The 24,957-nt window shown below is 61.0% G+C and carries 23 protein-coding genes; 9 read left to right on the top strand and 14 right to left on the bottom strand.

The annotated features are described in order from the left end of the window. Positions 1–6 precede the first annotated feature (6 nt). Positions 7–1,791, bottom strand: coding sequence for a urocanate hydratase (gene hutU, locus C5P05_RS09305; protein ID WP_114969561.1), 1,785 nt, complete (start codon positions 1,789–1,791; stop codon positions 7–9). Between the two features lie 40 nt (positions 1,792–1,831). Further along, positions 1,832–2,581 (bottom strand): histidine utilization repressor, encoded by a 750-nt coding sequence (hutC, locus tag C5P05_RS09300; RefSeq protein ID WP_232834414.1) that lies wholly within the window; start codon positions 2,579–2,581, stop codon positions 1,832–1,834. Between the two features lie 318 nt (positions 2,582–2,899). On the opposite strand from hutC, the gene C5P05_RS09295 reads away from it, so the two are divergent. After that, positions 2,900–4,141 carry an MFS transporter gene (locus tag C5P05_RS09295; protein ID WP_114969559.1) on the top strand — a complete coding sequence of 414 codons (1,242 nt, stop codon included), beginning with the start codon at positions 2,900–2,902 and terminating at the stop codon, positions 4,139–4,141. Positions 4,142–4,170: 29 nt separating this feature from the next. Here the strand turns inward: C5P05_RS09295 and mmuM are convergent, their stop codons facing one another. The 6 genes from mmuM to C5P05_RS09265 all read right to left on the bottom strand — a co-directional run bounded on the left by mmuM (position 4,171) and on the right by C5P05_RS09265 (position 9,542). Then, the gene (gene mmuM, locus C5P05_RS09290; protein WP_114969558.1) at positions 4,171–5,136 is read right to left on the bottom strand and encodes a homocysteine S-methyltransferase; all 966 of its coding nucleotides are present in this window, start codon (positions 5,134–5,136) and stop codon (positions 4,171–4,173) included. 27 nt (positions 5,137–5,163) lie between these two features. Beyond that, on the bottom strand, positions 5,164–6,399 hold the full coding sequence (locus C5P05_RS09285) for a trans-sulfuration enzyme family protein (RefSeq protein WP_114969557.1): 1,236 nt from the start codon (positions 6,397–6,399) through the stop codon (positions 5,164–5,166). A 128-nt stretch (positions 6,400–6,527) separates the two neighbouring features. After that, positions 6,528–7,223 carry an ABC transporter permease gene (locus C5P05_RS09280; protein WP_198674675.1) on the bottom strand — a complete coding sequence of 232 codons (696 nt, stop codon included), beginning with the start codon at positions 7,221–7,223 and terminating at the stop codon, positions 6,528–6,530. Between the two features lie 2 nt (positions 7,224–7,225). Continuing rightward, the gene (locus C5P05_RS09275; protein WP_114969555.1) at positions 7,226–7,906 is read right to left on the bottom strand and encodes an ABC transporter permease; all 681 of its coding nucleotides are present in this window, start codon (positions 7,904–7,906) and stop codon (positions 7,226–7,228) included. 27 nt (positions 7,907–7,933) lie between these two features. After that, a complete protein-coding gene (locus C5P05_RS09270; RefSeq protein ID WP_114969554.1) occupies positions 7,934–8,716 on the bottom strand; it encodes a transporter substrate-binding domain-containing protein in 783 nt (260 codons plus the stop codon). A gap of 25 nt (positions 8,717–8,741) precedes the next feature. Next, a complete protein-coding gene (locus tag C5P05_RS09265; RefSeq protein WP_420130736.1) occupies positions 8,742–9,542 on the bottom strand; it encodes an ABC transporter ATP-binding protein in 801 nt (266 codons plus the stop codon). A gap of 242 nt (positions 9,543–9,784) precedes the next feature. On the opposite strand from C5P05_RS09265, the gene C5P05_RS09260 reads away from it, so the two are divergent. Then, a complete protein-coding gene (locus tag C5P05_RS09260) occupies positions 9,785–10,249 on the top strand; it encodes an Lrp/AsnC family transcriptional regulator (protein WP_114969552.1) in 465 nt (154 codons plus the stop codon). A gap of 17 nt (positions 10,250–10,266) precedes the next feature. Here C5P05_RS09260 and C5P05_RS09255 read toward each other — a convergent pair whose 3' ends face one another. Genes C5P05_RS09255 through C5P05_RS09245 form a run of 3 tightly spaced genes read right to left on the bottom strand, consistent with a single transcriptional unit; the run spans position 10,267 to position 13,819 of the window. Continuing rightward, on the bottom strand, positions 10,267–11,796 hold the full coding sequence (locus C5P05_RS09255; protein WP_114969551.1) for an amidase: 1,530 nt from the start codon (positions 11,794–11,796) through the stop codon (positions 10,267–10,269). 2 nt (positions 11,797–11,798) lie between these two features. After that, the gene (locus C5P05_RS09250) at positions 11,799–12,782 is read right to left on the bottom strand and encodes a Bug family tripartite tricarboxylate transporter substrate binding protein (protein ID WP_114969550.1); all 984 of its coding nucleotides are present in this window, start codon (positions 12,780–12,782) and stop codon (positions 11,799–11,801) included. A 20-nt stretch (positions 12,783–12,802) separates the two neighbouring features. After that, positions 12,803–13,819, bottom strand: coding sequence for a 1-aminocyclopropane-1-carboxylate deaminase (locus tag C5P05_RS09245; RefSeq protein WP_114969549.1), 1,017 nt, complete (start codon positions 13,817–13,819; stop codon positions 12,803–12,805). A 206-nt stretch (positions 13,820–14,025) separates the two neighbouring features. On the opposite strand from C5P05_RS09245, the gene C5P05_RS09240 reads away from it, so the two are divergent. After that, positions 14,026–14,535, top strand: a complete 510-nt coding sequence (locus C5P05_RS09240) for an Lrp/AsnC family transcriptional regulator (RefSeq protein WP_114969548.1) — start codon at positions 14,026–14,028, stop codon at positions 14,533–14,535. Positions 14,536–14,539: 4 nt separating this feature from the next. On the opposite strand, the gene C5P05_RS09235 is transcribed toward C5P05_RS09240, so the two are convergent. After that, on the bottom strand, positions 14,540–15,001 hold the full coding sequence (locus tag C5P05_RS09235; RefSeq protein ID WP_114969547.1) for an Lrp/AsnC family transcriptional regulator: 462 nt from the start codon (positions 14,999–15,001) through the stop codon (positions 14,540–14,542). 133 nt (positions 15,002–15,134) lie between these two features. On the opposite strand from C5P05_RS09235, the gene aceE reads away from it, so the two are divergent. The 4 genes from aceE (at position 15,135) to C5P05_RS09215 (ending at position 22,300) form a co-directional block, all read left to right on the top strand. Next, entirely contained in the window at positions 15,135–17,891 is a 2,757-nt protein-coding gene (aceE, locus tag C5P05_RS09230; protein ID WP_114969546.1) for a pyruvate dehydrogenase (acetyl-transferring), homodimeric type, read from the top strand. Positions 17,892–17,952: 61 nt separating this feature from the next. Then, complete coding sequence (locus C5P05_RS09225) at positions 17,953–19,992, top strand: penicillin-binding protein 1A (protein ID WP_114969545.1); 2,040 nt, start codon at positions 17,953–17,955, stop codon at positions 19,990–19,992. A 279-nt stretch (positions 19,993–20,271) separates the two neighbouring features. Then, positions 20,272–21,969, top strand: a complete 1,698-nt coding sequence (gene leuA / locus C5P05_RS09220) for a 2-isopropylmalate synthase (protein ID WP_114969544.1) — start codon at positions 20,272–20,274, stop codon at positions 21,967–21,969. 109 nt (positions 21,970–22,078) lie between these two features. Further along, entirely contained in the window at positions 22,079–22,300 is a 222-nt protein-coding gene (locus tag C5P05_RS09215; RefSeq protein WP_114969543.1) for a DUF1059 domain-containing protein, read from the top strand. 6 nt (positions 22,301–22,306) lie between these two features. Here C5P05_RS09215 and C5P05_RS09210 read toward each other — a convergent pair whose 3' ends face one another. Both C5P05_RS09210 and C5P05_RS09205 read right to left on the bottom strand, forming a co-directional pair. Then, a complete protein-coding gene (locus tag C5P05_RS09210) occupies positions 22,307–22,978 on the bottom strand; it encodes a hypothetical protein (protein WP_232834410.1) in 672 nt (223 codons plus the stop codon). A 131-nt stretch (positions 22,979–23,109) separates the two neighbouring features. Continuing rightward, on the bottom strand, positions 23,110–23,688 hold the full coding sequence (locus C5P05_RS09205; protein ID WP_114969542.1) for a C40 family peptidase: 579 nt from the start codon (positions 23,686–23,688) through the stop codon (positions 23,110–23,112). A 203-nt stretch (positions 23,689–23,891) separates the two neighbouring features. Here C5P05_RS09205 and C5P05_RS09200 point away from each other — a divergent pair, with 203 nt between their 5' ends. Both C5P05_RS09200 and C5P05_RS09195 read left to right on the top strand, forming a co-directional pair. After that, a complete protein-coding gene (locus C5P05_RS09200; RefSeq protein WP_114969541.1) occupies positions 23,892–24,194 on the top strand; it encodes a hypothetical protein in 303 nt (100 codons plus the stop codon). A 72-nt stretch (positions 24,195–24,266) separates the two neighbouring features. Further along, the gene (locus C5P05_RS09195) at positions 24,267–24,869 is read left to right on the top strand and encodes an isochorismatase family protein (protein WP_114969540.1); all 603 of its coding nucleotides are present in this window, start codon (positions 24,267–24,269) and stop codon (positions 24,867–24,869) included. Positions 24,870–24,957: the final 88 nt, after the last annotated feature.

The following is a 24,957-nucleotide window of genomic DNA, read 5'->3' as shown; positions in this document are numbered from 1 at the left end:
GGAGGCTTACTTCACCATGGGCAGGTTCAAACCCTGCTTTTTCGCCGTGGCGATGGCGATGTCGTAACCCGCATCGGCGTGGCGCATCACGCCCGAGCCGCTGTCGTTGACCAGCACGCGGGCCAGGCGCTCGGCGGCGGCGTCGGTGCCGTCGGCCACGATCACCATGCCTGCGTGCTGTGAGTAACCCATGCCGACGCCGCCGCCGTGGTGCAGGCTGACCCAGGTCGCGCCGCCGGCGGTGTTGAGCAGGGCGTTCAAAAGCGGCCAGTCGGAGACGGCGTCGGTGCCGTCCTTCATGGATTCGGTTTCGCGGTTCGGGCTGGCCACCGAGCCGGTGTCCAGGTGGTCGCGGCCGATCACGATGGGGGCTTTGAGTTCGCCGTTTTTCACCATCTCGTTAAAGGCCAGGCCGGCGATATGGCGTTCGCCCAGGCCCAGCCAGCAGATGCGCGCCGGCAGGCCCTGGAAGGCGATGCGCTCGCGCGCCATGTCCAGCCAGCGGTGCGTGTGCTTGTTCTGCGGGAACAGCTCCTTGATCTTGGCGTCGGTTTTGTAGATGTCTTCCGGGTCACCCGATAGCGCCACCCAGCGGAACGGGCCTTTGCCCTCGCAGAACAAGGGGCGGATGTAGGCGGGCACAAAGCCAGGGAAGTCGAAGGCGTTTTTGACGCCCACGTCGAAAGCCACCTGGCGGATGTTGTTGCCGTAGTCCACGGTGGGAATGCCCATGGCCTGGAAGTCCAGCATGGCTTGCACATGGACGGCACAGGACTGCGCGGCTTCTGCCGTCAACCTGGCGTGCTGCGCCGGGTCTTTTTGTGCGGCCTTCCACTGCGCCACGCTCCAGCCCGAGGGCAGGTAGCCGTTGATCAGGTCGTGGGCCGAGGTCTGGTCGGTCACCAAATCGGGCTTGATGGTACCGGCCTGACCCGATTTCACGCGGCGTACCAGCTCGGGCAGGATGTCCGCGGCATTGCCCAGCAGGGCGATGGAGACAGCTTCTTTTCGTTCGCAGTGGTGCGCAATCAGCGCCAGCGCGTCGTCGATGTCCTTGGCCTGTTTGTCCACATAGCGGGTGCGAATACGGAAGTCGATGCTGCTCTGCTGGCACTCAATATTGAGCGACACGGCCCCGGCCAAGGTGGCGGCCAGGGGCTGCGCGCCGCCCATGCCGCCCAGGCCGGCGGTCAGAATCCATCTGCCGGACCAGTCGTTGTCCGCCGACGCGCCGGGCCGCCCCAAGCTAGGCGGCGTCCCCTCGGGGGACCGCTCGCCGCTTGCGGCGGGCGAGGGGCTGCGGTAGTGCTGGCGACCGGCTTCGACAAAGGTCTCGAACGTGCCCTGCACGATGCCCTGACTGCCGATGTAGATCCAGCTGCCGGCCGTCATCTGACCGTACATGAACAGGCCCTTGCGGTCGAGTTCGTTGAAGTGCTCCCAGTTGGCCCACTTGGGCACCAGGTTGGAGTTGGCGATCAGCACGCGCGGCGCGTTGGCGTGAGTCTTGAACACGCCGACCGGCTTGCCGGACTGGATCAGCAGGGTCTCATCCTCGTTCAATTCTTTGAGCGAGGCCAGGATCTGGTCAAAGCAGGCCCAGTTGCGCGCGGCCCGGCCAATGCCGCCGTAGACCACCAGGTTTTTCGGGTCTTCGGCGACCTCGGGGTCGAGGTTGTTTTGCAGCATGCGGTAGGCCGCTTCGGTCAGCCAGTTTTTGCAATGCAGGGTGGTGCCGCGCGGCGCGCGGATTTCGCGGGTGGCGTCGAAGCGGGGATCGTTGGAGTGCATGGGGCGGTTTCCTTCGCGGTCAGGGGTATATCGGGTGGTGTTAACTGGTCACGGCATTGCCATCGGTACGGAAGCGGCTGCCGAGTCGGTAGCGCGCGCCGGGGTGCAGGCAGCGCACCAGGGTGATTGGGACTTCGCGCATCCAGGTCCGGCGGGTCAGCAGCAGGCAGGGCTGGCTGGCCTCCATTTGCAGCAGCGCGGCCTGCTCCGGCGTGGGCAAGACGGCATCGACCACGTGTTCCATCTGGTCGAACAAGACGGTGCGCACCAGAAAGTCGGAAGGCTGCTCCAGCGTGAAATCCTGCTGGCCAAAATCGGGCGCCATGCGCGGGTTGACGAAGCGGTCTTCCAATTGCATGGCCACGCCATCTTCCAGGTGCACGCAGACGGAATGGAAGACCGATTCGCCGGTGTGCAAGGCCAAAGCGGAGGCCACTTCCAGCGAGGCGGAAATACGTTCAACGGTGACGATTTGGCACTGGTAGTCGTGGCCGCGGCGCTGGATGTCGTCGGACAGGCGGGCAATCTGCAGCAAATTGCCCTGGGGTTTTTCGGCGGCGACAAAGCTGCCCACGCCCGCGATACGTTTGACGCGCCCTTGCTCCATCAGTTCGCGCAAGGCGCGGTTGACGGTCATGCGGGCGATACCGAACTGGGTGACCAGCTCGCTCTCGGACGGCAGGCGGTCGCCCGCTTTCCAGGTGCCGTCCTGGATCTTGCCGGCGATGAAGTCCTTGACTTGCTGGTAACGCGCGACGCTGGGCGTCAGAACGGATTTGCCTTTAGTCATGTAGGGCTTGCGGGCGGGCTGCGAAAGCGGTGTTTGGAATGTCATGGTGGGGCAATTTTCAACAGAAGGTTTTAACTTGTATATACAGGAAAACCCTGATGCCATTCTCCATGGTGGCACCAAAATAGCCCTTTAATTCTGTCTTTCTTCGTGGGTTTGCACTATTTTGGTGCGAGTTTTTGAGGAAGTTTTTGAATTTGTCTATACAGGTTGTTTGCAGCAAATTTGATGCCAGGGGCAGGGTGGCCATGGCGCTTCGGTTTTTTGCATGAATTGAGTTCCTGGGTTAATCAAAGTTTTGCGATAGTCTCCTGTCGTATGGATGACATCAAGACCAATTCCGCGATCGCCCCCACCCTTTCCCAAGCGCGCGTGGCCAAGTCCACCGCTACCCGGTTCGGCCTGGCCTTGTCGCCCCAGCTGCGGGTGTTCGCGGCGTTTTTCTTGTACGCCTTCAGCCTGGGCGGCATCTTTCCGCGCTTGGGCGAGATCCAGCGCGGCATGGGCGTGGCCGAGGGGGCGCTGGGCCTGGCGCTGATCGGCACGGCGGCGGGTACGTTGCTGTCTTTGACCTTTGCCAGCCGCTTGCTGGCGCGCATCGGCTACCGCCGGACGCTGCTGGCGCTCATTCCCCTGATCGCGGTGTTTTTTGCCATTGCGTCCTGGGCCAGCGGGCCGCTGCTGCTGTTTTGCTGCCTGCTGCCGGCGGGCTTGTGCATCGGCATGGTGGAGGTGGTGGTCAATGTGGAAGCGGACCGGGTGGAACACCAGTTGGGGCGGCGCATCATGAACCGCGCCCATGCGTTTTGGAGCTTCGGTTTTTTTGCCGCCGGTTTGATGGGCGCGGGCATTTCGCAACTGGGTGTGAGCCCGCAGCTGCATTTGCTGGCCATGGTGCCGCTGGTGGTGCTGGCCACGCTGCTGCTGCTAGGCGGCTTCAGCCCCGCGCCATTGCGTGGTGCGGGCGGCGAGGCCGGGCAGGCGCCGGCCGGAGAATCGCCGCATTTCGCCCGGCCCACCTGGGCCATCATGGCGCTGGTGTGCGTCACTTTCTCGGCCATGCTGCTCGAAGGCGCCGGCGCCGACTGGTCGGCCATCTACATGCGTGACGTGTTCGCGGCCTCGCCGCTGTGGTGCGGCCTGGCGGTGGCGGCGGGCGCCTTGATGCAGGCGCTGACGCGCTTTTTTGCCGACGGGCTGGTGGAGCGCTTCAGCTCGGTCGCCTTCGCCCGCAGCTTGCTGGTGGTGCTGGGCTGCGGTGCGCTGCTGGTGGTGCTGGCGCCGGCACAGGGCTGGGCGCTGTTGGGCCTGGGGCTGATGGGCGTGGGCACCAGCAGCATTTTTCCGCTGGCCATGTCGGCGGCGGCGCAGCGCATCGACCGGCCTGCGGCGGTGAACGTGGCGGCGCTGGCACAAATCTCCTTCGTGGTGTTCCTGCTGGGCCCGCCGCTGCTGGGCCTGGTGGCCGAACACTGGGGCGTGCGCTGGTCGTTTGGCGTGTGCCTGCCATTTGTGCTGTTGAGCCTGGCTGTGGCCGGATCTTTGGCCAAGCGTGCGTGACCCCAGGTCCGGACCCCACGACTTGAAAATCAGCGCTTGCGAGGCGGCGCTGCTTCCTTAAGTGCCCGAATGTCGTCCGGCCCGGTGCGGCAGCAACCGCCGATGAGGCGGGCACCGTGCGCGTACCACCCCAGCGCCTGCTGGGCGAAATCCTGCGCGTGGCTGCAGCCGTGCCATTGCCTATGGACCGCGTCGTATTGCTCCCCTGAATTGGGGTAGACGACGATCGGTTTGGTGGTGCCTGTGCATGCCTGATCAATCAGTGACGAGATGAATTCGGGTGCCGTGCAGTTGACGCCGACGGCCACGATTTGGGCCACGCCATCCAGCATGGCGACACAATCCGCAAGTTTTTCGCCCTGGCTGTTGTGCTCTCCATCCCGGCAGGAAAAACTGATCCATGCCGCCATGTGAGAAAACTCGGGCAGCAGGCTCGCAATGGCCAAGGCTTCGTCCAGGCAGGGCAGCGTTTCGCAAGCCAACAAATCGGCGCCCGCGTCCACCAGCACCTGCATGCGGGGGCGATGGAAGTCGATCAAGGCCTGTTTGGACAGCCCATAGTGCCCACGGTATTCCGAACCATCGGCCAGCATGGCGCCGTAGGGGCCAACCGATGCGGCCACCAAGGGCTTGAGTCGTCCAAGGCGGTGGGCCGGGTCGGCCCAGAATGCATCGCGCGCTTCCAGCGCCAGGGTGACGGACAGGCGCATCAGCCTGGCTGCCTCCTCGTGGCTGTAACCCCGCGCTTGAAACGCCTCGAAGGTGGCCTGGTAGCTGGCCGTGGTGGCAACATCGGCGCCGGCCATGTAGTAGTCGAAGTGCACTTGGCGGATGAGCTCGGGCTGATCGATGAGTAACTTGGCGGACCACAAGGCGTCGTTCAAATCAGCGCCACGCCGCTCCAGCTCGGTGGCCAGGGCACCGTCCAGGATGAATAATTTTTGTTGTGCCAGAGCGGTCTGGATGGGGTCAATAAATGAGTGAGCTTGTTTCATGGCGTGTAGTCCCGTGGGGCACAAATATCAGGTGCGCAGCGCGTGGTCGAGGTCGTCAATCAGGTCCTGCGTGTCCTCCAGGCCAATGGACAAACGCAACACCCCCTCGCCCGCGTAACGGCGGTAGTCGGCCAGCTGGGCCGGGTCAAGGGCAAAGGTCGAACGCAGCAGATCCTGCGTTTTGAGCAGCACCACCAGGCTGCGCTGATGGCCGATGGAGAACGCATAGTCGAACACCTCTGACTCGTGCGCCATGCGATGCGCCACGGCGTCAAGCTGACGGACCTGGAAAATAATCATGGCACCCGGCACCCGCATTTGTCGTTGCGCGAGATCATGTTGCGGGTGACTCGGCAGGCCCGGATAGACCACGGAACTGACCGCGGGGTGTGCCTGGAGAAAGGCCGCGATCTTGCCGGCGGACGCCGACATGGCTTGCATCCGGGGGAACAAGGTGTCGATGCCGCGCATGATCAGCCAGGCGTTCTGGGCCGACAGCGCGGCGCCGAAATAAACGCCGGCACGCGAGCGGATGCGCTCGACCAGGTCTTTGCGTCCGGCGACACAACCGCCGAGTGCATCGCCGTGGCCGTTGATGAATTTGGTCAAGGAGTGAATCACCAGGTCGGCGCCATGCGCCAGCGGGCAGGTCGCCACGGGTGTCGCAAACGTGGAGTCAACGGCCAGCAAAATTCCGTGTGTTTTGCTGAGCTCGGCCAGTGCCGCCAGATCGGTGAGACGCAACAACGGATTGCACGGCGTTTCGGCATGGATCAGGCGGGTGTTGGGCCGGATCGCCGCCACTACGTCATCCAGGCGTGACAGGTTCACGGTCGAGACCTCGATGCCATAGTCGGGCAACAGTTTGCAGGCCAGCTCATGGACGCCGGCGTAGCAAACGTCACTGACGATCAGGTGGTCACCGGCCTTGAGAAAGGTGAAGAAGACTGCCGTCGCCGCGGCCGTACCTGAAGCCGTAGCCAGCGCGTCGTCGGCGCCTTCAAGGGCGGCAATGCGCAGTTCGAGTTGGCGCACCGTCGGGTTGGTCCAGCCCGCATAAAGAAAGGGCAGGGCGGTGAGATCAGGGACGCCGTCGGCGGAAAACGAGCCGTCGCCCGGGGTGAAGGCGTTATTGACCGACATCGAGATATTGGGCGCGATCGCATTCGTGACCGGGTCATGGGCCAAGCCGCCGTTCAATGCCAGCGTGGCCGCACGATGACGCCGTGCCAACTGAGGCTCGACCGGGGGTCGGATGGTCATGGATTGCGCTCCCGAAAATGGCAAACAGAAGCTGAAATATTAGCGATGGACTGTGGCGGGTGGCCGCAAAAACAGGCGGCAGAATGCTGTTTAACCGCAGCGTGGGTACTGCTCTTGAAGCGAAGCGATTAACGGCGCAAATAGCGCGTATTGCGATGTTCGGCCAGGCGCACGATCAGGGAAATGAGCAAGGTGATGAAGGCATAGATGACGCCGGCAATGATCAACGCATCCGTTGTATAGGACGCGGCCGACAGGCGGCGGACCACCCCGGTCATGTCCAGAACCGTGATGGTGCTGACCAGCGCCGTGGCCTTGAGCTGGCAAATGACTTCGTTGCCAAGAACCGGGGTGGCGATACTGAGCGCACGCGGGATGATGATGTAGCGATAGCTCTGGAATTTGGTCAGGCCATAGGCCAGTCCCGCCTCTTTTTCACCGGCGGGTACCGCCATGATGCCGGCGCGAATGTCTTCCGCCATGTAGGCGGTCAGGTTCAGTGCCAGGACCAGCAGGCCGCAATAAAACGAGTCGTTCAGCAGCAGCCACGCAGGGGAGTTTCGGATGGCCTCGAACTGGGCCAGACCATAGTAGAAGATGAAAATTTGCACCAGCAGCGGCGTGCCGCGAAAGATGGCGGAATAGGCGCTGGCCAAACGGTTGATGCCGCGATGCTCGGACACCCGGGCAATGGCCAGTGGTACGGACAGCAGGAAGCCCACCAGGCAAGAACCCACCAGTAACTTCAGGGTAATGATCAAGCCCTCCAGAATGTCCGGACCGCTTTCCACCAGCAGGGCTAGGTAATCATTGAACAGCGACATGATCATGACTTGGGCTGGTGGTAGCCCCGGTTCGCCTGCTTTTCAAAATAGGCAAAAACGGGATTGGAAATGGCCAGGAACAGGAAGTAAATGACGGCCACCGCCATGAAAAATACAAACGGTTGTTTGCTGAATTGGCCCGCCATGCCGGCTTTTTTCAGCAAGTCTTCCAGCCCCACCACCGACACCAGCGAAGTGTCTTTCAGCAGCGATTGCCACATATTGCCCAGGCTGGGCAGGGAAATCCGCCAGGCTTGCGGCAACTGGATATAGAAAAATAGCTGCGTGCGGGACAGACCAAAGGCCTTGGCTGCCTCGATTTGCCCCGGCGGTATGGCGACAAAGCCGCCCCGGAATACCTCGGAGGCATAGGCCGCAAACACGATGGAGAGTGCAAAAACGCCACCGGCAAAGGGACTGATTTCAAACGCCGCATCGAAATGGTTGTTGATCAGATTGGACAGTCCGAAATAACAGATCAGAATAATCAGAAATTCCGGAATGCCACGCAACAGGTTGGTGAAATACTCCACCGGACGGCGCAGATAAACATGGCTGGACAGCTTGCAAGCCGCAAACACCAGGCCCAGTGCCAAGCCAAAAAACAGCGAGGTAAAAGCCAGTTGCAGCGTTACCGTGGCCCCGATCAGAAGCTCACCCAGGTAACTCGACAAGATGTCCATGTGCGCCGGTCGGGGAGATGAACGCAGTTACTTGCCTGGCGCAATCGTGAACGGAAATACCTTTTTGTTTTCGGCGGCAAAGGTTCCGTCGCTCAACACGGTTTTGATGGCCATGTTGAAGCTGGTTTTCAGAGGATCGCCCTTGCGCACGGCAATACCGGTGCCATCGCCAAATATCGCGGCATCGATGATGGGCTTGCCGGCAAAGTCGTAGCCTTTGCTTTTGCCGGTTTTCGCAATCCAGTCATAGGCCACGGTCGTGTCCGACAAAACCGCGTTCACGCGTCCCGATTCCAGGTCAAGCCAGGATTGATCGAGCGACTGGTAGGTCTTCATTTCAATGCCGGACTTGGCTTTAGGCAGTCGGGTTTTCAAGTAAGACTCGTGCGTCGTACCGCTTTGTACGCCGACGATTTTTCCTTTCAGTGTCGTGGGATTTTCAGTGATGCCGGCACCGGCCTTGGTGACATACTGAACCGGGGCCAGCGTGAACAGATCCGTGAAATCAACGACCTTCTTGCGCTCGTCGGTGATCGACATCTGCGCCAGTACGGCGTCAATTTTCTTGGCCTTCAAGGCGGGAATCAGCGCATCGAAGTCCATGGTGACGTATTCGCATTTGACCTTCATGATTTTGCACATGGCGTTGCCAAGTTCGATCTCCATGCCCATCAGTTTGCCGCTGGCATCCTTGTACTCAAAGGGCGCGTAGTCGGAAAGTGTCCCGATTTTGACGACTTGTTCTGCCTGGGCATTGAATGCCAGCAGCAGGCTGCCCGCGATGAGGGAACTCAGAATGGAACGTTTCATTTTTTCTCCAATTTAAAAACAAGGGCTACTTGGGGGACACACTGGACAGGAACTTCTGGAAGCGGGCTGAGCGCTGGCTGGTGAACAGCTCGGCGGGCGGGCCTTCTTCTTCAACCTTGCCCTGATGAAAAAACACGACGCGGCTGGCCACTTCCCGGGCAAAGCCCATTTCATGGGTCACCACCAGCATGGTGCGTCCTTCTTCGGCCAGGGCACGCATCACTTTGAGCACCTCACTCACCAGTTCCGGGTCGAGCGCGGAGGTGGGTTCGTCAAATAACATCACGTCAGGCTCCATCGCCAGCGCGCGGGCGATGGCCACACGTTGCTGCTGCCCGCCGGAGAGCTGGTTGGGGTAATAGTGCTGTTTTTCGGCCAGGCCGACTTTTTGCAGATAGGCGATGGCCTGAAGTTCCGCGTCCCGCTTGTCGATGCCCATCACCTTGACCGGTGCAAACATCACGTTTTGCAACACCGTCATATGCGCCCACAGGTTGAATTGCTGGAACACCATGGCCAGTTTGCGGCGGATGCGCACGATTTGTTCCGGATCTGCCGGCTTGGGAATGCCGTCCTTGCCAGGCGTCATCTTGATCAACTCGCCGTTGACAAACACACGGCCGGCATTCGGCGTTTCCAGTAAATTGATGCAGCGCAGAAATGTGCTTTTGCCCGAACCACTGCTGCCCAGAATGGCGATCACGTCATGCTTTTTGGCGGTCAGGCTGATGCCTTTGAGCACCTCGCTCTGGCCAAAGGACTTGTGCAGGTCTTCAACCACCAACACCTCTTTGGCTTGACGACTGGAATCTGTACTACTCACCAGGATGTCTTTCTTCTGTAGGGGGCGGGCTTAAAAGTTGATGAGTGTATCGACGCACAGAGGTGCAGCCCTTGTTGATGGGTTGCGACGCGTGTGCGCTCGATTCAGACAAGGAAAGTATCAGCGAGGTGATTGCAGCCAGGCGGCGAATTTCGGGCTGTTTTGGTGTGCGGCGGCGAACGCGGCCTGGTTTGTGCCGAAAATCGGCGCCATGGTGCAGGTGGACAGGTGCCTAAAATTGCACCATGGACACATCACTGGATAGTTTTGATCGAAAAATCCTTGCGCTCGTGCAGCACGACTGCCACGTCAACGCCGAGGTGATTGCCGAGCGCGTCGGGTTGTCGGCCTCTGCGGTTCAGCGCCGACTCAGGCGCATGCGCAGCGAGAAAATCATTACCGCCGAAGTCGCCATCGTTGACAACCACGCTGTCGGGCGACCCATGACCTTCATCGCCGGCTTGGAGATTCGGGAAAATTATGAATCCCTGCCACGCATCCGCCGCTGGGCTGAGACCCGGCCGGAAGTCCAGCAGATCTATTACGTGACGGGCAATGTCGACCTGATGATGATCATCACCGCTGAGAACGTGAAAGAGTACGACATGATCACGGAGCGTTTGATGGCGGAAAACCCGCAGATCACGCGCATCAACACCAACGTGGTGCTGGACTCCATCAAGATCGGGCTTTACGTGCCCGTTGAATGAGCCTGCCGGGCGGACGACTAGGCCGCGGACGTCAAGACCGCGGTGTCGCCAGCGCCACCGCCCGGACCGGGAGGCGCCGTGACGATCGAAGTTAGAGACGGCTCAACGCTGCGTAAACGCTCAAGCGCGGGACGCGGCCGCTGCAGCTCGGTAGACCCAGCAAAGGCCTGCTCCAGGGCCGCAGCGGCGCCAAGCACCTGCTGATCCGCGCGGAAATGTCCGATCAATTGCAGACCGAAGGGCATGCCGGCATGGTCGAGCCCGCAGGGCAGGCTGAGTGCGGGCAAGGTGCTCAGCGTGACCACGTAGGTGAGTGCCAGCCAACGGTAGTAGTTGCTCTGCGGCTTGCCATCCACGGTATCGGCATACAGCGTGGTCCAGGGGAACGGTGACATCGGTGTGGTCGGCGCGAGGATCAGGTCATAGTCGGCCATCGCGGCATGGAAGCGGGCGAGGATGCGTGTTTGCTCCGCCTGCGCCCAGGCGCTGTCGAGCAGGCTCATCGCGGCGCCGATCTCAAAGTTGGCCCGCGTGTTGGGTCCGAGGCTAGTCGGGTCGCGTTCGTAGGCATCGCGGGTGCCGGCAACAAAGGCCTCGGCGCGCAGCACGTCAAAGCAGCGATGCACGTCCCCCAGTTCGGGCTTGATCTCGTCGCAACTGCGAAACAGGTGCTTCATGGCGCTGATCTTGTCGCGAAATACCTTACGGATCGGGGCGTCGACATCGCAGGCACCGAAGTCTTCGGTCCAGCCAACGCGCAGGGCGCCAAGGTCGACGGCTGGCGGCAGCAGGAAACTCGCCGGGTCCAGCGGATAGCTCAGCGGATCGTCCACTGACGCGCCCGCTGAGGCGGCCAGTTGCAGACAGGCATCGGCGACGGTGCGCCCCATCGGACCGACCACCGAGATCGGGGTCCAGCCGAGCGGCTTGCGCGAACTCGGCACCAGGCCGGGCGAAGGCCGAAACCCGACCACGCCGCACAAGGCGGCCGGAATGCGCAGCGAGCCGCCGGTGTCGGAACCGGTGCATACCGGAAGCATGTCGCAGGCCAGCGCCGCCGCCGAGCCACCCGATGAGCCGCCGGCGTTGAGCCGGGGGGCAAAGGGATTGCCGGTGGCGCCCCAGACCACATTGCGTGTGTTCGCGCCGGCGCCCAGTTCGGGCACGTTGGTCTTGCCGACGACGATCGCACCCGCGGCACGCAAACGGGCCACGAGCAGGTTGTCGGCCACAGGGACGTGGTTTCGGTAGAGCGGTGAGCCCAGCGTGGTGAGCAGGCCCTGAGTCGCCTCCAGGTCTTTCACGCCCATGGGCAGGCCATGCAGCAAGCCCAGAGGGCGACCTTCGAGCACCGCGCGTTCGGCCGTTTTGGCCTCTCGGCGTGCGCGCTCAAAGCAGGTGGCCGTGACGGCATTGACGAAGGGGTTCACCGCCTCAATGCGCGCGATGCAGGCTTCGAGCAATTCAACCGGAGAAATCTGCCCGCTCCCGATCAGCCGCCGGAGTTCAACGGCGGTCAGGGCCACCAGGCTGCTGTCAGTTGTCATGTTCACTCCATCCGGATATTGGCACGCTGTGCCACAGCGCGCATGCGTGGAAGTTCATCGTCGATCCGCGCGGCTACCGCAGCGGCTGTCTCGTAGGCGGGCTGCAGGCCATTGGCGATGAGCTTGTCGCGAATCTCGGCGTCGGCCATGGTTTCAGCCAAGGCCTTTTGGAGTTTTGCCTTCGCCTCGCTCGCCAGGCCGCGTGGCGCCACCACGGCGAGCCAGGAGTCGGCGGAAAAGCCCGGAAATCCGCTTTCCGCCACCGTCGGTACCTCGGGCAACTGCGTTGCGCGCGTGGCACCGGTCACGGCGATGGCCTTGATCTTGCCCGTTTTCAGCTGCGGCAAAGAGGCGGCCACGGTGTCGATGGTGAAAGGAATCTGGCCCCCGATCAAGTCGGTCATGGCCGGTGCGCTGCCTTTGTAAGGGATATGCATCAGCTTGACGCCGACCGCATTCCACATCAGCTCGCCCGCAAAATGACCCGTGGTACCCGCGCCAAACGAGCCGTAGACGTATTTGTCCGGCGTGCTGTGTACCGAAGCGATCAGCTGCTTCAGGTTGTTGACCGGCACGTCGCGGTTGGCAATCAAAATCAGCGGAACGCGTGCCACCATCCCAAGCGGCTCAAAACTTTTGACCGGGTCGTAGGGCAGCTTGGAGTTGAGCGCGGGGTTGACCGTGAAGGTGGACCCCGAACTGATCAGCAGTGTGTAGCCGTCGGCGGCTGCGTTGGCAACATAGGTCGCGCCCACAATGGTGCCGGCACCGCCCTTGTTTTCGATCACCACGGGCTGGCCCAGGCGCTCACCCATCTTCTTGCCGACGAGTCTGCCCACGATGTCGGTCGCCCCTCCGGGTGGAAAAGGGATGACCAACTGGATGGGCTTCGAGGGATAGCTTTGCGCAAGCGCGTCTTGCCATGGCGCCAGACAGAGCAGGGCTGCAGTGAGTACGGCGAGGTTTGGAGGATTCGGTTTCATCATGTCGTCCACCGTTTCAAGGGTTAACCGTTGCGAAACAGGAAGCTGTAGGCGTTGAGGGCCGGTACGCCGCCCAGATGGGCGTACAGCACCTTGGACCCGCGCGGAAACTCTTCCTTGCGAACCATATCGATCATTCCGTGCATGGACTTGCCTTCATAGACGGGGTCGGTCAGCATGCCTTCCTGCCGGGCGCACAGGCGGATGGCCTCCATCGTGCCTTCATTGGGCAAACCGTACTCGGGCCCGCCATAGCGGGTGTCCAGCACCACATCCTTGTCCGTTATGTCACGCCCCAACTCAACCAGCTGGGCGGTGTTTTGCGCGATGCGCAGAATCTGCGCCTTGGTCTGCACGGGTTTGGCCGAAGCATCGATGCCGATCACCCGGTCGGCGCGGCCGTCTGCCGCAAAGCCCACGACCATGCCGGCCTGGGTGCTGCCGGTGACCGAGCAGACAACAATGTAGTCAAACTTGAAGCCCAGCTCGGCCTCCTGCTGGCGCACTTCTTCGGCGAAGCCGACGAAGCCCAGGCCACCCAGCGGATGCTCGGAGCATCCCGCAGGAATCGGGAAGGGCTTGCCACCGGCTTTGCGCACGTCGTCCATGGCCTGTTCCCAGCTCGGGCGAATGCCGATGTCGAACCCGGCGGCGTCCAGGCGCACGTCGGCGCCCATGATGCGCGACATTTCGATGTTGCCGACACGGTCGTAAACGGCGTCCGAGTAGTTCACCCAGTTCTCTTGCACCAGCACGCACTTCATGCCCAGATGGGCCGCAACGGCCGCCACCTGGCGCGTCTGGTTCGACTGGATGCCACCGATGGAGACCAGCGTGTCGCAGCCTTGGGCAAGTGCCTCGGGAATCAGGTACTCCAGCTTGCGTGTCTTGTTGCCACCGAAGGCCAGGCCGCTATTGCAGTCCTCGCGCTTGGCGTACAGATCGACCTTGCCGCCCAGATGCGCACTCAAGCGTTTGAGTGGCTGAATCGGCGTCGGGCCGAAGGTCAGTGAGTGACGGGGAAATTGCTTGAGATTCATGGGCGTTGCTCCTGTGGAAATGATCTGTGTCCACGCGTCGAAGCTGGCGAATAAGGAGGGCATATTCAAACTAACTTTCATCGGCGTTGACGATGGACAAATGTTAGTTGGAAGTTGGATTAACTTGGTTGCAAGTTATTTGTGATTTGCACACTTGTTATTTATGAAATTATTTAAATTCTTCTCATAATTGCACTCAATTTATATTGAAAGCAATAAAAGTGCGTTTTGTTTCCAAGGCTTCGGCATCCTCGTCAGATGAACTCGATCGCACCGACAAGGCGATTCTTCGCGCGCTGCAGCGTGATGCGTCCATGTCCAATGTCGCGCTCGCGGCCAAGGTTCATTTAAGTCCGGCGGCATGTCTGCGCCGGGTCGAGCGTTTGAAGTCGTCTGGACTGATCAGCTCGACGGTGGCGTTGTTGAATGCCAAGGCACTCGGTGCCGGGATGCTGGTGCTGATCGGGGTGGTACTTGACCGATCGACGCCGGATTCTTTCGCCGCGTTCGAGAAGTCGGCGGCCAAGATTTCGGGTTGCATGGAGTGCCATGTCGTTACCGGCGAGTTCGACTACTTCATGCTCGTGCGCACCGAGAATAGCGAGAGCTACAACCGGCTTCACGCGGAGCAATTGCTCTATCTGCCGGGGGTGCGCCAGATTCGTTCTTTCATGGTGCTCAAGGAAGTGCTCTCGACGACCCAGATTCCGATTTGAGGTTTTAGCCCAGTGGCAAGGCCGTCTTGTACCTGACCTGTTTGAGTGCGAAGCTGGAGCGGATCTTCTCGATCTGCGCGATCGGCGACAACTGCTCCAGGATGAAGCGCTCAAGCGAGGGCATGTCGGCGATGGCGACGCGGATCAGGTAGTCCGCATCGCCGGTCATCAGGTAACACTCCATGACCTCGTCGCGCAGGCAAATACGTTCTTCAAACGCCTGCAGCGCCTTGCGGCTCTGCTGCTTGAGGCTGATGGAAATGAAAACATTCAGGTGCAGCCCCAGTTGCTGCGCGTCGAGCAGGGCCACGTACTGGCGGATGACTCCTTTGGCCTCCAGCGCACGAACCCGCGCCAAGCACGGTGAGGGCGAGAGGTGAACCCGCTGCGCCAGCGCCACGTTCGACAGGCTGGCGTCGGCCTGCAGTTCGTTGAGTATCTTCAGGTCGGTGCTGTCAATTTCCATTGTGCTTTTGAAGTCTTGTATTGCAGCAGAATATGCCGCAATAAGATAAATTTGCCATCTGATTCGGCTGCTTATGCCGATGAAATGATTTTACAGTGATGACTGTATTGACACCCTTATAGCGACCTCCACCATGCAACAGCAAACCGCCTCGCCTCAATCCATCGCCCAATCCCTGGAAGCCATCGATCCAGACCCCCGGGAAAGCGCCGAATGGCGCGACGCGCTGCTGTCGCTGCTGCAGGCCTCCGGCCCCGAGCGCACGCGGCAAATTCTCGACATGCTGGACGCGATGGGCCGCGACCCGAAGATCGGCTGGCAGCCGGCACGCGGCACGCCCTATGTCAACACCATTCCGGTGGATCGCCAACCGGTCTTCCCCGGCGACCTGGCGATGGAGGAGCGTCTGGCTTCACTGGTGCGCTGGAACGCGCTGGCCATGGTGGTGCGGGCCAATCAGGCCTACGGCGAACTGGGCGGCCACATCGCCAGCTACGCCAGCGCGGCCGATCTGTTCGAGACCGGCTACAACCATTTCTTTCGTGCGCGCAGCGAAGGCGCAGGGGCGGCCAGTTTCACCGCCGGGCCGCCCCAAGGTGAAACAGCCCCCTTGGGGGGCAGCGCAGCACACGAAGTGGCAAGCGTGGGGGCCAGTCTGGGCGACCTGGTGTTCTTCCAGCCGCACAGCTCACCGGGCGTGTATGCGCGGGCCTACCTGGAAGGCCGGCTCAATGTCGAGGACTTGAGCTATTACCGCCAGGAGCTGACGGCACCGGCCGCCACCACGGGAGAGGGCGCACGCGGCCTGTGCAGCTATCCGCATCCGTATCTGATGCCCGACTTCTGGCAGTTTCCCACCGGCTCCATGGGCATCGGCCCGATCAGCTCGATCTACCACGCGCGCTTCATGCATTACCTCACCCACCGCCAGCTGCTGGATTGCTCAGGCCGAAAAGTGTGGGGCGTGTTTGGCGACGGCGAGATGGATGAGCCCGAGAGCATGAGTGCGCTCACCCTGGCGGCGCGTGAAAAGCTGGACAACCTGGTGTGGGTCGTCAACTGCAACCTGCAGCGGCTCGACGGCCCGGTGCGCGGCAATGGCCGCATCATCGACGAGCTGGAGCAGCTGTTTGTCGGCGCCGGCTGGAACGTCATCAAGCTGGTGTGGGGCAGCGACTGGGATGGCCTGTTCGCGCGTGACGTGAGCGGCGCCCTGGCCAAAGCCTTTGCCAACACCGTGGACGGCCAGATGCAGACCTTTGCCGCCAAGGACGGGCGCTACAACCGCGAAACCTTCTTTGGCCAGAACGAGGCCCTGGCCCATCTGGCGCAAGGCATGACCGACGAGCAGATTGACCGTCTCAAACGCGGTGGCCACGACATGGTGAAGATTTACGCCGCTTATGCCGCTGCCGCCCGGCACACGGGCCAACCCACGGTGATACTCGCCCACACCAAGAAGGGCTACGGCATGGGCAGCGCGGGGCAGGGCAAGATGACCACGCACAGTCAGAAGAAGTTTGACGAGACCGACCTGATCGCCTTTCGCAACCGCTTCCAGTTGCCGCTGACGGACGAACAAGTCACCTCGCTGAGTTTCTACCAGCCACCAGCGGACAGCCCCGAGATGCAATACCTGCACGCGCAGCGCCAGAAATTGGGTGGCTACCTGCCCAAGCGCTACACCACCTGCGCGCCGGTGCCGGTGCCGGAGATCACGAGCTACGCCAAGTTTGCCTTGGAGGCCGATGGCAAGGAGATGAGCACCACCATGGCCTTTGTGCGCATGCTGGGCAATCTGCTCAAGGACTCGACCCTGGGCCAGCGCATCGTGCCCATCGTGGCCGATGAAGCGCGCACCTTTGGCATGGCCAATCTGTTCAAGCAGGTCGGCATCTACTCCAGCGTCGGCCAGCGCTACGCACCGGAGGACATCGGCTCGGTGCTGAGCTACCGCGAAGCCATGGACGGCCAGATCCTGGAGGAGGGCATCTCCGAGGCCGGCGCCCTGGCCAGCTGGACGGCGGCCAGCACCAGCTACAGCGTGCATGGCCTGGCCATGTTGCCCTTCTACATTTACTACTCCATGTTCGGCTTCCAGCGCGTCGGCGATGCCATCTGGGCCGCCGCCGATCAGCGCGCGCGCGGCTTTTTGCTCGGCGCCACGTCGGGCCGCACCACGCTGGGCGGCGAGGGCCTGCAGCACCAGGACGGCACCAGCCACCTGATGGCCGCCACCATCCCCAACTGCAAGGCCTATGACCCGGCGTTTGCCGGTGAACTGGCCGTCATCATCGACCACGGCATGCGCGAGATGCTGGTGGAACAAAAAGACGTTTTCTACTACGTCACCATGATGAACGAGAACTACGCCCAGCCGACCTTGCCGGAGGGCGTGGCGCAGGATGTGATTCGTGGGTGCTATAAGTTTGGCAGCTATCCACGCATATTGGACGAGGGCCAGAGCACTAAAACACATCAAGAAATCAGCTTGCTGGGCTCCGGCGCGATTCTGACCGAAGTCATCAAGGCCGCGCAGCTGCTGGCCAGCCAGGGTGTGGCGGTGGACGTGTTCAGTGTGACCAGCTGGAGTGAGCTGGCACGCGACGGTGCCGCAAGCCAGAGCCCCTTCATCGCGCAGCAGCTGGCCAGCAGTAGCGGGCCCATCATCGCCGCGACCGACTATGTTCGTGCCGTGCCGGAGAGCGTGCGGGCCTATCTGCCGGAGGGACGCAAGTACGTCACGCTGGGTACCGATGGTTTTGGCCGTAGCGACACACGGGCTGCTTTGCGTGCCTTCTTCGGGGTGGATGCGGCAAGCATTGTGCAGGCAGCGGTCAGATTGCTGGGTCAATCTGGCGCGGAGGTGCATCCGCCGCTGAACGCTTAGCAAGCGGGTTATTGCTCGCCGCCGGGTAGGCCTGCACGCTCAGCCGCCGTAAACTCCGTCCATGACTCCAGTTCTCCGTCGCGCCGTCACTTTCACAGCAGAACAATGTCATCGCGTTCTCGCCGCTGCCAGGCGGCATCCGGTGCGGACGGCTCTGGTGCTCCCCACGCTTGTGCTGCTCTACGTGCTGGTGCTGATCCCGTTCACGCCCGGCGTTGGCGACTTACGCAAGGCGAAGTCTGAAGCGCCGTCGGTGCTGCTGGCGTCTGACGGCTCGGTGCTGGCCGAGTACCGGCGCATTAACCGGCAGTGGGTGGCGCTGGACAGAATAGCGCCGCATGTGGTGAATGCCTTGATCGCCACCGAAGACCACCGCTTTTACGATCACCACGGCATTGACTTTCGACGTACGGCCGGCGCTGTGCTTAGCACCTTGTCGGGTGATTTGCAGGGTGGCTCGACCATCACGCAGCAGCTGGCGCGCAATCTCTACCCGGAAGAAATCGGCCGCGCCGCCAGCATCACGCGCAAGGTCAAGGAGGCGGTCACCGCCTTGAAGATCGAAGCGGTGTATTCCAAGCCCGAGATTCTGGAGACCTACCTCAACACCGTGCCTTTTCTCTACAACGCCTTCGGCATCGAGATGGCGGCGCGCACTTATTTCGACAAGTCCGCCGACAAGCTGGACCTGCTGGAGAGCGCCACGCTGATCGGCATGCTCAAGGGCACGAGCTACTACAACCCGGTGCAAAACCCCGAGCGTGCCGTGCAGCGCCGCAACTTGGTGTTGGCGCAGATGGCCAAACACGGCAAGCTGGACCCGGCCCGCGTGGAGGGTCTGGCCAAGCGGCCCCTGCGACTGGATTTTGAGCGGCAGGTCGAGCTGCTGGGCCCGGCGCCGCACGTCGCCCAGCATCTGCGCAAATGGCTGATTGACTGGGCTGATCGTCGGGGTTTCGATATTCATGCCGATGGCCTCAAGTTGCGTACCACGCTGGACGCAAAAATACAGAGGGCGGCCAACCGGGCAGTGGCGCGGCAACTGGCGCAACTGCAAACCCTGGCAGACAGCCGGCGCAAAGCCGGGCAGGACCGAGCCTTGTTGCAGGCCGGATTCCTGGCGCTGGACCCGCGCAATGGTGAAGTGCGGGCTTGGGTGGGCAGCCGCGACTTTGCGCAGGAGCAGTTTGACCATGTGAGCCAGGCGCGGCGCCAGCCCGGTTCGACCTTCAAGCCCTTTGTGTATGGCGCGGCGTTCATGCTGGGGTTCGACCCGTCCTACACCTTCATTGACGAGCCGGTGGCCATCGCGTCGCAAGGTAGCCCGGTGTGGACGCCCAGCGACGCAACGCCACCCAGCTACCAGCCCACCACGCTGCGCGACGGCTTGGCGTACTCGAAGAACACCATCACCGCCCAATTAATGCAGAAAGTGGGGCCGGCCAGCGTGGCGCGGCTGGCGCAGTCCATGGGGGTGCGGCAAAGCAAGCTCGACCTGGTGCCCTCGCTCGCCCTGGGCACCAGCCCCGTCACGCTGCTCGAGATGGTCGCGGCCTACGGCTCTATCGCCAATGGCGGCAACTACATACAGCCGGTGCTGGTGCTGCGCGTGGAAGACCGCAACGGCCGCCTGCTGGAACAGTTCGAGCCCGTCAGAGAGCGCGAGCCGGCCATGCCACGTGCGCACGCGCTGACCCTGGTGAACGCCATGCGCGGCGTGATTGACGAGGGCACGGGTGTCGCCATTCGCCAGCGTTACGGCATCCAGGCCGACGTGGCTGGCAAGACCGGTACCACGCAAGACAACACGGATGGCTGGTTCATCATGATGAACCCCCAACTGGTGGCCGGCGCCCGGGTCGGCTTTAACGACAACAGCGTGACGATGGGCTCATGGGGGCAGGGCGCCCGCAGCGCATTACCCATGGTGGGGGACGTTTTTCAGCAGGCATTTCGCAATCGCTGGATTGATCCGAATGTGGAATTCGACATTCCGCGCCCAGTGCCCCAGCCACCGCCCGAGCTGCGGCAAGACGCCCCGATTCTGGAAGTCGTGAATGGTCTGTTCGGAAGCATCTTGCGGCAGCTACGGGGTCATTGATTGTTAATGCTATTAAATAAATAGCTGCATGCGCTGGCGTTTAAAGGGCTAGAGCCCTATTTAACCTAAAGATGGCAGCGCAGGAGCGTCGACATCCATGATGTCGAGACAATTGTTGCTTGTTTCTCCTTGTTGGCATTAAATTTTATTAAATTAATATAATTGGCAATAAGTTGCCAATATATGGAGGAGGTTGCGTAAACAACGCAATCGGATTCTGCTTCACTTTGGCTAAGATGAATGTCATCGAAACAGCCTTGCCCTTCAGGAGCCGCCACCATGTCGCATCACGCCGCCGCCAAATACGTCCCTTTTCCCGCCGTGGAGCTGACCGATCGCCAATGGCCGAGCCGCACCATCAGCGTGCCGCCGATCTGGATGAGCACCGACCTGCGCGACGGCAACCAGGCGCTTTTTGAGCCGATGAACGCCGAGCGCAAGATGCGCATGTTCCGCACGCTCTGCGACATTGGCTTCAAGGAAATCGAGGTGGCGTTCCCGTCCGCGTCCGATACCGAGTTTGGCTTTGTCCGTGAGTTGATTGAGGGCGGTCACATTCCCCAGGATGTGACGATTGAAGTGCTGACGCAGGCGCGTGAACACCTGGTGCGGCGCACCATGGAGTCCTTGACGGGCGCGCGCCGGGCCATCGTCCATGTGTATAACGCCACCTCAAAACCGTTCCGCGAAACCGTCTTCGGCATGGACAAGGCCGAGGTCATCGAGATGGCGGTGGCGTCGGTCAAGCTCATCAAGCAGCTCGCCAGCGAGCAGCCGCAAACCGAATGGGTGCTGCAATACAGCCCCGAAACCTTCACCGCCACCGAACTCGACTTTGCGCTGGAGGTCTGCAACGCCGTGACTGCCGCCTGGGGCGCCACGCCGGACAACAAGGTCATTCTCAACCTGCCGACCACGGTGGAAATCGCCACGCCCAACATCTACGCCGACCAGATCGAGTGGATGCACCGCAACTTGGCGCGCCGCGATAGCGTCATCATCAGCCTGCACCCGCACAACGATCGGGGCACGGCGGTTGCCGCCGCCGAGCTCGGTCTCATGGCCGGTGCGGACCGGGTCGAGGGTTGCCTCTTTGGCAATGGCGAGCGCACCGGCAATGTGGACCTTGTGACCCTCGCGCTCAACATGCAGACGCAGGGGGTTGCGCCGGGCCTGGACTTTTCCGACATCAACGCCATTGCCCGCACGGCCGAGTACTGCACCCGCTTGCCGATTCACCCGCGTCACCCCTACGTGGGAGACCTCGTGTTCACGGCCTTCTCCGGTTCGCATCAGGACGCCATCAAGAAAGGCTTTGCCGCCCAGCAGCCTGACACCCTCTGGAACGTGCCCTATTTGCCGATCGACCCGGCCGACGTCGGGCGCAGCTATGACTCGATCATCCGCATCAACAGCCAATCCGGCAAAGGCGGCGTGGCCTACCTGCTTGAAACCGGCTACGGCATTGTCATGCCGCGCCGCTTGCAGGTGGAGTTTTCTGGCGAGGTGCAGCGGCACGCCGACAGCCAGGGTGTCGAGATGAGCAGCACCGATATCTGGCAGCTGTTCTCGCGCACCTACTTCGAATGCGAACGGCCTGTGCGCTATGTGGAGCACCATTTGTTTGAACACGGCAACGCGCAGGGCATCCGGCTGGCTGTCGAGGTGGATGGTGTATCGCACCTGCTCACGGGCGAAGGCAATGGCCCGATTGACGCCGCCGTTCATGCCTTACAGGGCATAGGTATCAGCGTCCAGGTGCGCAGCTTTGAAGAACGCGCCACCAGCCCGAGCGGCGAGGGCGGCAATGCGCAGGCCTGCGCCTTCATGGAGTTGGCGCACCCGGCGGGCGGACGCGAGTGCTACGGCGTCGGCCTGGACACCAACATCATCACGGCGTCGATCAAGGCGCTGCTGAGCGGGATCAATCGCCTCGCGCTCACCTGCAGCGAAGCAGTTGAGGCCCAGGCCGCATAAGCCATGTTTTCAGTGCTTCTCTTGCGAAAGTGGATTATTTGACTATAAATAAATAGCGGATTGGCGAGTCCCGAGCCTTGCCGCTTATTCACTGAATGAGGAGATTGAAATGACACGCAAATACATTGATTGCCGTGAATTTCCGAGTGACATGAACTGCACGGTGGCGCTATCTGCCGATACGGATCAGGAATTGCTGGAGGCCGCTGTGCAGCATGCCGTGGCAGTCCATCAGCATCAGGACACACCGGAACTGCGCTCGGAGATCACAAAACTGTTCAAGGAAGGCACGCCGCCTGTAGTAGCGCAGCCGCGTGCGCAACCCGCTTGATCTTTTTTACTGGCGGGGATCAGTTGCATGCTGACATGCACCTGCAGGTGGGGCCTGCAAGTCTTCGTGTGACGCTAGGTGGCTTGCAGGCAATTTGTCTTTACCGAGGGCGACGCGAAATTCCTCCAGCCGGGATTCATAGTCGGCGGCGTCGCCATAGTCCAAAAACCGGTTGTAGTGAGCGTGCGTGCCCAGAATCTTGTGGGCATGCTTGATCGGGCAGAAATACTCTTCGGTGCGGGCCAGAATCTCAGCCATGTAACTCATGAGTCCGTTGCCATATTCGCAATAGGTGCAATGGAATTTTTCGATGAAATTAAGGTAGCCGAGGTGACGCCGGTCGAACACGAGGTAGTCAGAACGCTTCACTTTCTTGACGCCGTAAATGGGGAAACAAACCCATTGGTAGAACGTGACGCACAGGTCCAGCATCATCAGCGGAAAAATCATGCCGTAAATGATGGGGCCCGTGATCAGGTTCTGCGGGCGATTGGTGACCAACCAGCGGAAGAAGTTCTGTTTGAGTTTGCGATGCGCTGCTTTGACCGAGCTTTCAAACTCCACACGCTTGCCCCTGATCTGGAAGAACATCTTGCTCTCCTGTTCATGGACGACGGTGCGCAGCTCATCTTCAAGCGCAGCCATTTGGGCCAGTATCTGGCTAACTCGATCGTTCATGGGGTTCCTGCGCTGGCAAGGGATGCGAGCCCGATAGCCGTGAAAAGGCTAAATAAATATGGTTATATTAGGCTTTAGCCCGCGTGGAATAAGCGCTTGCAGCTATTAAAATAGTAGCGTTTGAGTGTAGCTCAGTGCAGTGTGGGCTCAACCGTCTGCAAGACCTGAGTCGTCGGGATGTCGGGTTGCGAGGTCTGCACCCGACGGGCACCATCGAAGCGACGACTCCAATACGAGCCCCCCATGTCTTCAACCCGGACTTCACCGCCGGGTTTGGGGGAGTGAATGAATTTGCCTTCACCGACGTATATGCCGACATGGCTGAAAGCACGCCGCATGGTGTTGAAAAACACCAGATCGCCGGGCTGCAGTTCAGCGCGCTCGATTTTCTCGGTGGCTGCTGCCTGCTGTTCCGCCTTGCGCGGCAGGATCAGGCCAACGGTCTGCTGGTACATGGCCCGCACAAAGCCGCTGCAGTCGAAGCCGGATTCCACGGTATTACCACCGCGCCGATAAGGAACACCGAGAAAGCCCATGGCCGTGAAAACCAGTTCTGAGGCCTTCTCACCAACCGACTGCCGGACATGGTCAATGCGTGCCAGCAGCCCCTTGTTTTTCAGCAATTGATCCATGTCATCGTTCGTTCCGGGAGGAGTGGCGTGCGCACTGGCAGCAAGCAAGAGGGCAACAAGAACGGTAAGAATTCGCATCGGGGCTAGGATACTTGCAGGGCAAGCGCCCTGTCAAGTTAAAGTTTTCTCTAAGTTATCAATGTAAGCCATTGATTTATATATATTTTAATGATTTTCGAGGTTGAGGGCATTGTTGCCGGAGAGCGCAATCGGCGTCACAGTGTCGGATTTGTCCGGTTGAGGAATCGCATTTCCCCTCCACAAAGGGCCACAATCGCGCGATGAGTTACACACTGACCCTGACATCCTTTGACGAGGCCTCCGAGAAGGAGCGCCAAGACGTTGAGCAGCGCTTTCGTGGCGCTTTGGATGCTGCGCTGGGCAGCGCCAGTCTGGTCGTGCCCACCTACACGGCTTACCTACAGATCGTGGGCACCTACGGCGACGCGCCGGATCTGGAACTACTGCCCTCAGCCGAGCGAGAGGTGCTTGAGCAGTGGCAAGCCGCCGAGTCCGCTGCCATGACGGCGGCCTTTGGGCCGCATCGTTATATGGACGAAGCGCGCTTTGAGATTCGGCTGTGAGAGGTGGTCCTGGCTTCCTGCGGTTTAATCAGTCATTGCCCGAAATAGCCCAACCTCTCAAGAAAGTTTGCCATGTTGTTAGACGCCGCTGAATCCCAACTCGTCCTGGTGGACTATCAAATCCGCCTGATACCCGCCATTTTCGAAAGCGCCCAGGTGCTGGCCAACGCCGTGCGCCTGGGGCAACTGGCCAGGCTGATGGACGTGCCGGCATGGGGCACGGAGCAAAGCCCATCCAAACTCGGTGAAAACGCGGCCGAGATCAGGGCGCTGTGTGCTCAGACCTTGAGCAAGATGCATTTCAGTGGCGTGGAGGAAGGCTTGGGAGAATGGCTTCGTCCGCAGCCCAAGCCCGTGAGTGGGAATGCCCGCAGCCTGCCCAAGCACCTGCAAAAAACCGTAACAAATGTGGTCGAACGCAATACGGTGGTCATCGCCGGTTGCGAAGCCCATATTTGCCTGCTGCAAACCGCACTGGATTTGCTGGAGGACGAGTTCGATGTCTGGGTGGTGACAGATGCCTGCAGCTCGCGCACTGAGCGCAACCGGGACGCGGCATTCGATCGCCTGGCCGGTGCCGGCGCAGAGTTGGTGACAACCGAGATGGTGGCGTTCGAGTGGCTGCGTACTGCCGAGCACCCGGCGTTCCATGCGGCGCAGGACTTGATCAAGTAGCGCTGCAAAGCGCATTCTGCGGGAGGTGGGGCGCTGAGTCAGGCTGTTGCAAGCTGTCTGTCCATAATTATGAATTCAGTTTACTGAC

The organism is Rhodoferax ferrireducens, from assembly GCF_003347515.1.
Taxonomy (GTDB): domain Bacteria; phylum Pseudomonadota; class Gammaproteobacteria; order Burkholderiales; family Burkholderiaceae_C; genus Rhodoferax.
This window is presented reverse-complemented; position numbering and strand designations above follow the sequence as displayed.

What these genes read in the sequence shown, in the direction of transcription:
- hutU (WP_114969561.1), bottom strand. Translation starts at nt 1,791, where the DNA reads ATGCACTCCAACGATCCCCGCTTCGACGCCACCCGCGAAATCCGCGCG.
- hutC (WP_232834414.1), bottom strand. Translation starts at nt 2,581, where the DNA reads ATGACTAAAGGCAAATCCGTTCTGACGCCCAGCGTCGCGCGTTACCAG.
- C5P05_RS09295 (WP_114969559.1), top strand. Translation starts at nt 2,900, where the DNA reads ATGGATGACATCAAGACCAATTCCGCGATCGCCCCCACCCTTTCCCAA.
- mmuM (WP_114969558.1), bottom strand. Translation starts at nt 5,136, where the DNA reads ATGAAACAAGCTCACTCATTTATTGACCCCATCCAGACCGCTCTGGCA.
- C5P05_RS09285 (WP_114969557.1), bottom strand. Translation starts at nt 6,399, where the DNA reads ATGACCATCCGACCCCCGGTCGAGCCTCAGTTGGCACGGCGTCATCGT.
- C5P05_RS09280 (WP_198674675.1), bottom strand. Translation starts at nt 7,223, where the DNA reads ATGTCGCTGTTCAATGATTACCTAGCCCTGCTGGTGGAAAGCGGTCCG.
- C5P05_RS09275 (WP_114969555.1), bottom strand. Translation starts at nt 7,906, where the DNA reads ATGGACATCTTGTCGAGTTACCTGGGTGAGCTTCTGATCGGGGCCACG.
- C5P05_RS09270 (WP_114969554.1), bottom strand. Translation starts at nt 8,716, where the DNA reads ATGAAACGTTCCATTCTGAGTTCCCTCATCGCGGGCAGCCTGCTGCTG.
- C5P05_RS09260 (WP_114969552.1), top strand. Translation starts at nt 9,785, where the DNA reads ATGGACACATCACTGGATAGTTTTGATCGAAAAATCCTTGCGCTCGTG.
- C5P05_RS09255 (WP_114969551.1), bottom strand. Translation starts at nt 11,796, where the DNA reads ATGACAACTGACAGCAGCCTGGTGGCCCTGACCGCCGTTGAACTCCGG.
- C5P05_RS09250 (WP_114969550.1), bottom strand. Translation starts at nt 12,782, where the DNA reads ATGATGAAACCGAATCCTCCAAACCTCGCCGTACTCACTGCAGCCCTG.
- C5P05_RS09245 (WP_114969549.1), bottom strand. Translation starts at nt 13,819, where the DNA reads ATGAATCTCAAGCAATTTCCCCGTCACTCACTGACCTTCGGCCCGACG.
- C5P05_RS09235 (WP_114969547.1), bottom strand. Translation starts at nt 15,001, where the DNA reads ATGGAAATTGACAGCACCGACCTGAAGATACTCAACGAACTGCAGGCC.
- aceE (WP_114969546.1), top strand. Translation starts at nt 15,135, where the DNA reads ATGCAACAGCAAACCGCCTCGCCTCAATCCATCGCCCAATCCCTGGAA.
- C5P05_RS09225 (WP_114969545.1), top strand. Translation starts at nt 17,953, where the DNA reads ATGACTCCAGTTCTCCGTCGCGCCGTCACTTTCACAGCAGAACAATGT.
- leuA (WP_114969544.1), top strand. Translation starts at nt 20,272, where the DNA reads ATGTCGCATCACGCCGCCGCCAAATACGTCCCTTTTCCCGCCGTGGAG.
- C5P05_RS09215 (WP_114969543.1), top strand. Translation starts at nt 22,079, where the DNA reads ATGACACGCAAATACATTGATTGCCGTGAATTTCCGAGTGACATGAAC.
- C5P05_RS09210 (WP_232834410.1), bottom strand. Translation starts at nt 22,978, where the DNA reads ATGAACGATCGAGTTAGCCAGATACTGGCCCAAATGGCTGCGCTTGAA.
- C5P05_RS09205 (WP_114969542.1), bottom strand. Translation starts at nt 23,688, where the DNA reads ATGCGAATTCTTACCGTTCTTGTTGCCCTCTTGCTTGCTGCCAGTGCG.
- C5P05_RS09200 (WP_114969541.1), top strand. Translation starts at nt 23,892, where the DNA reads ATGAGTTACACACTGACCCTGACATCCTTTGACGAGGCCTCCGAGAAG.
- C5P05_RS09195 (WP_114969540.1), top strand. Translation starts at nt 24,267, where the DNA reads ATGTTGTTAGACGCCGCTGAATCCCAACTCGTCCTGGTGGACTATCAA.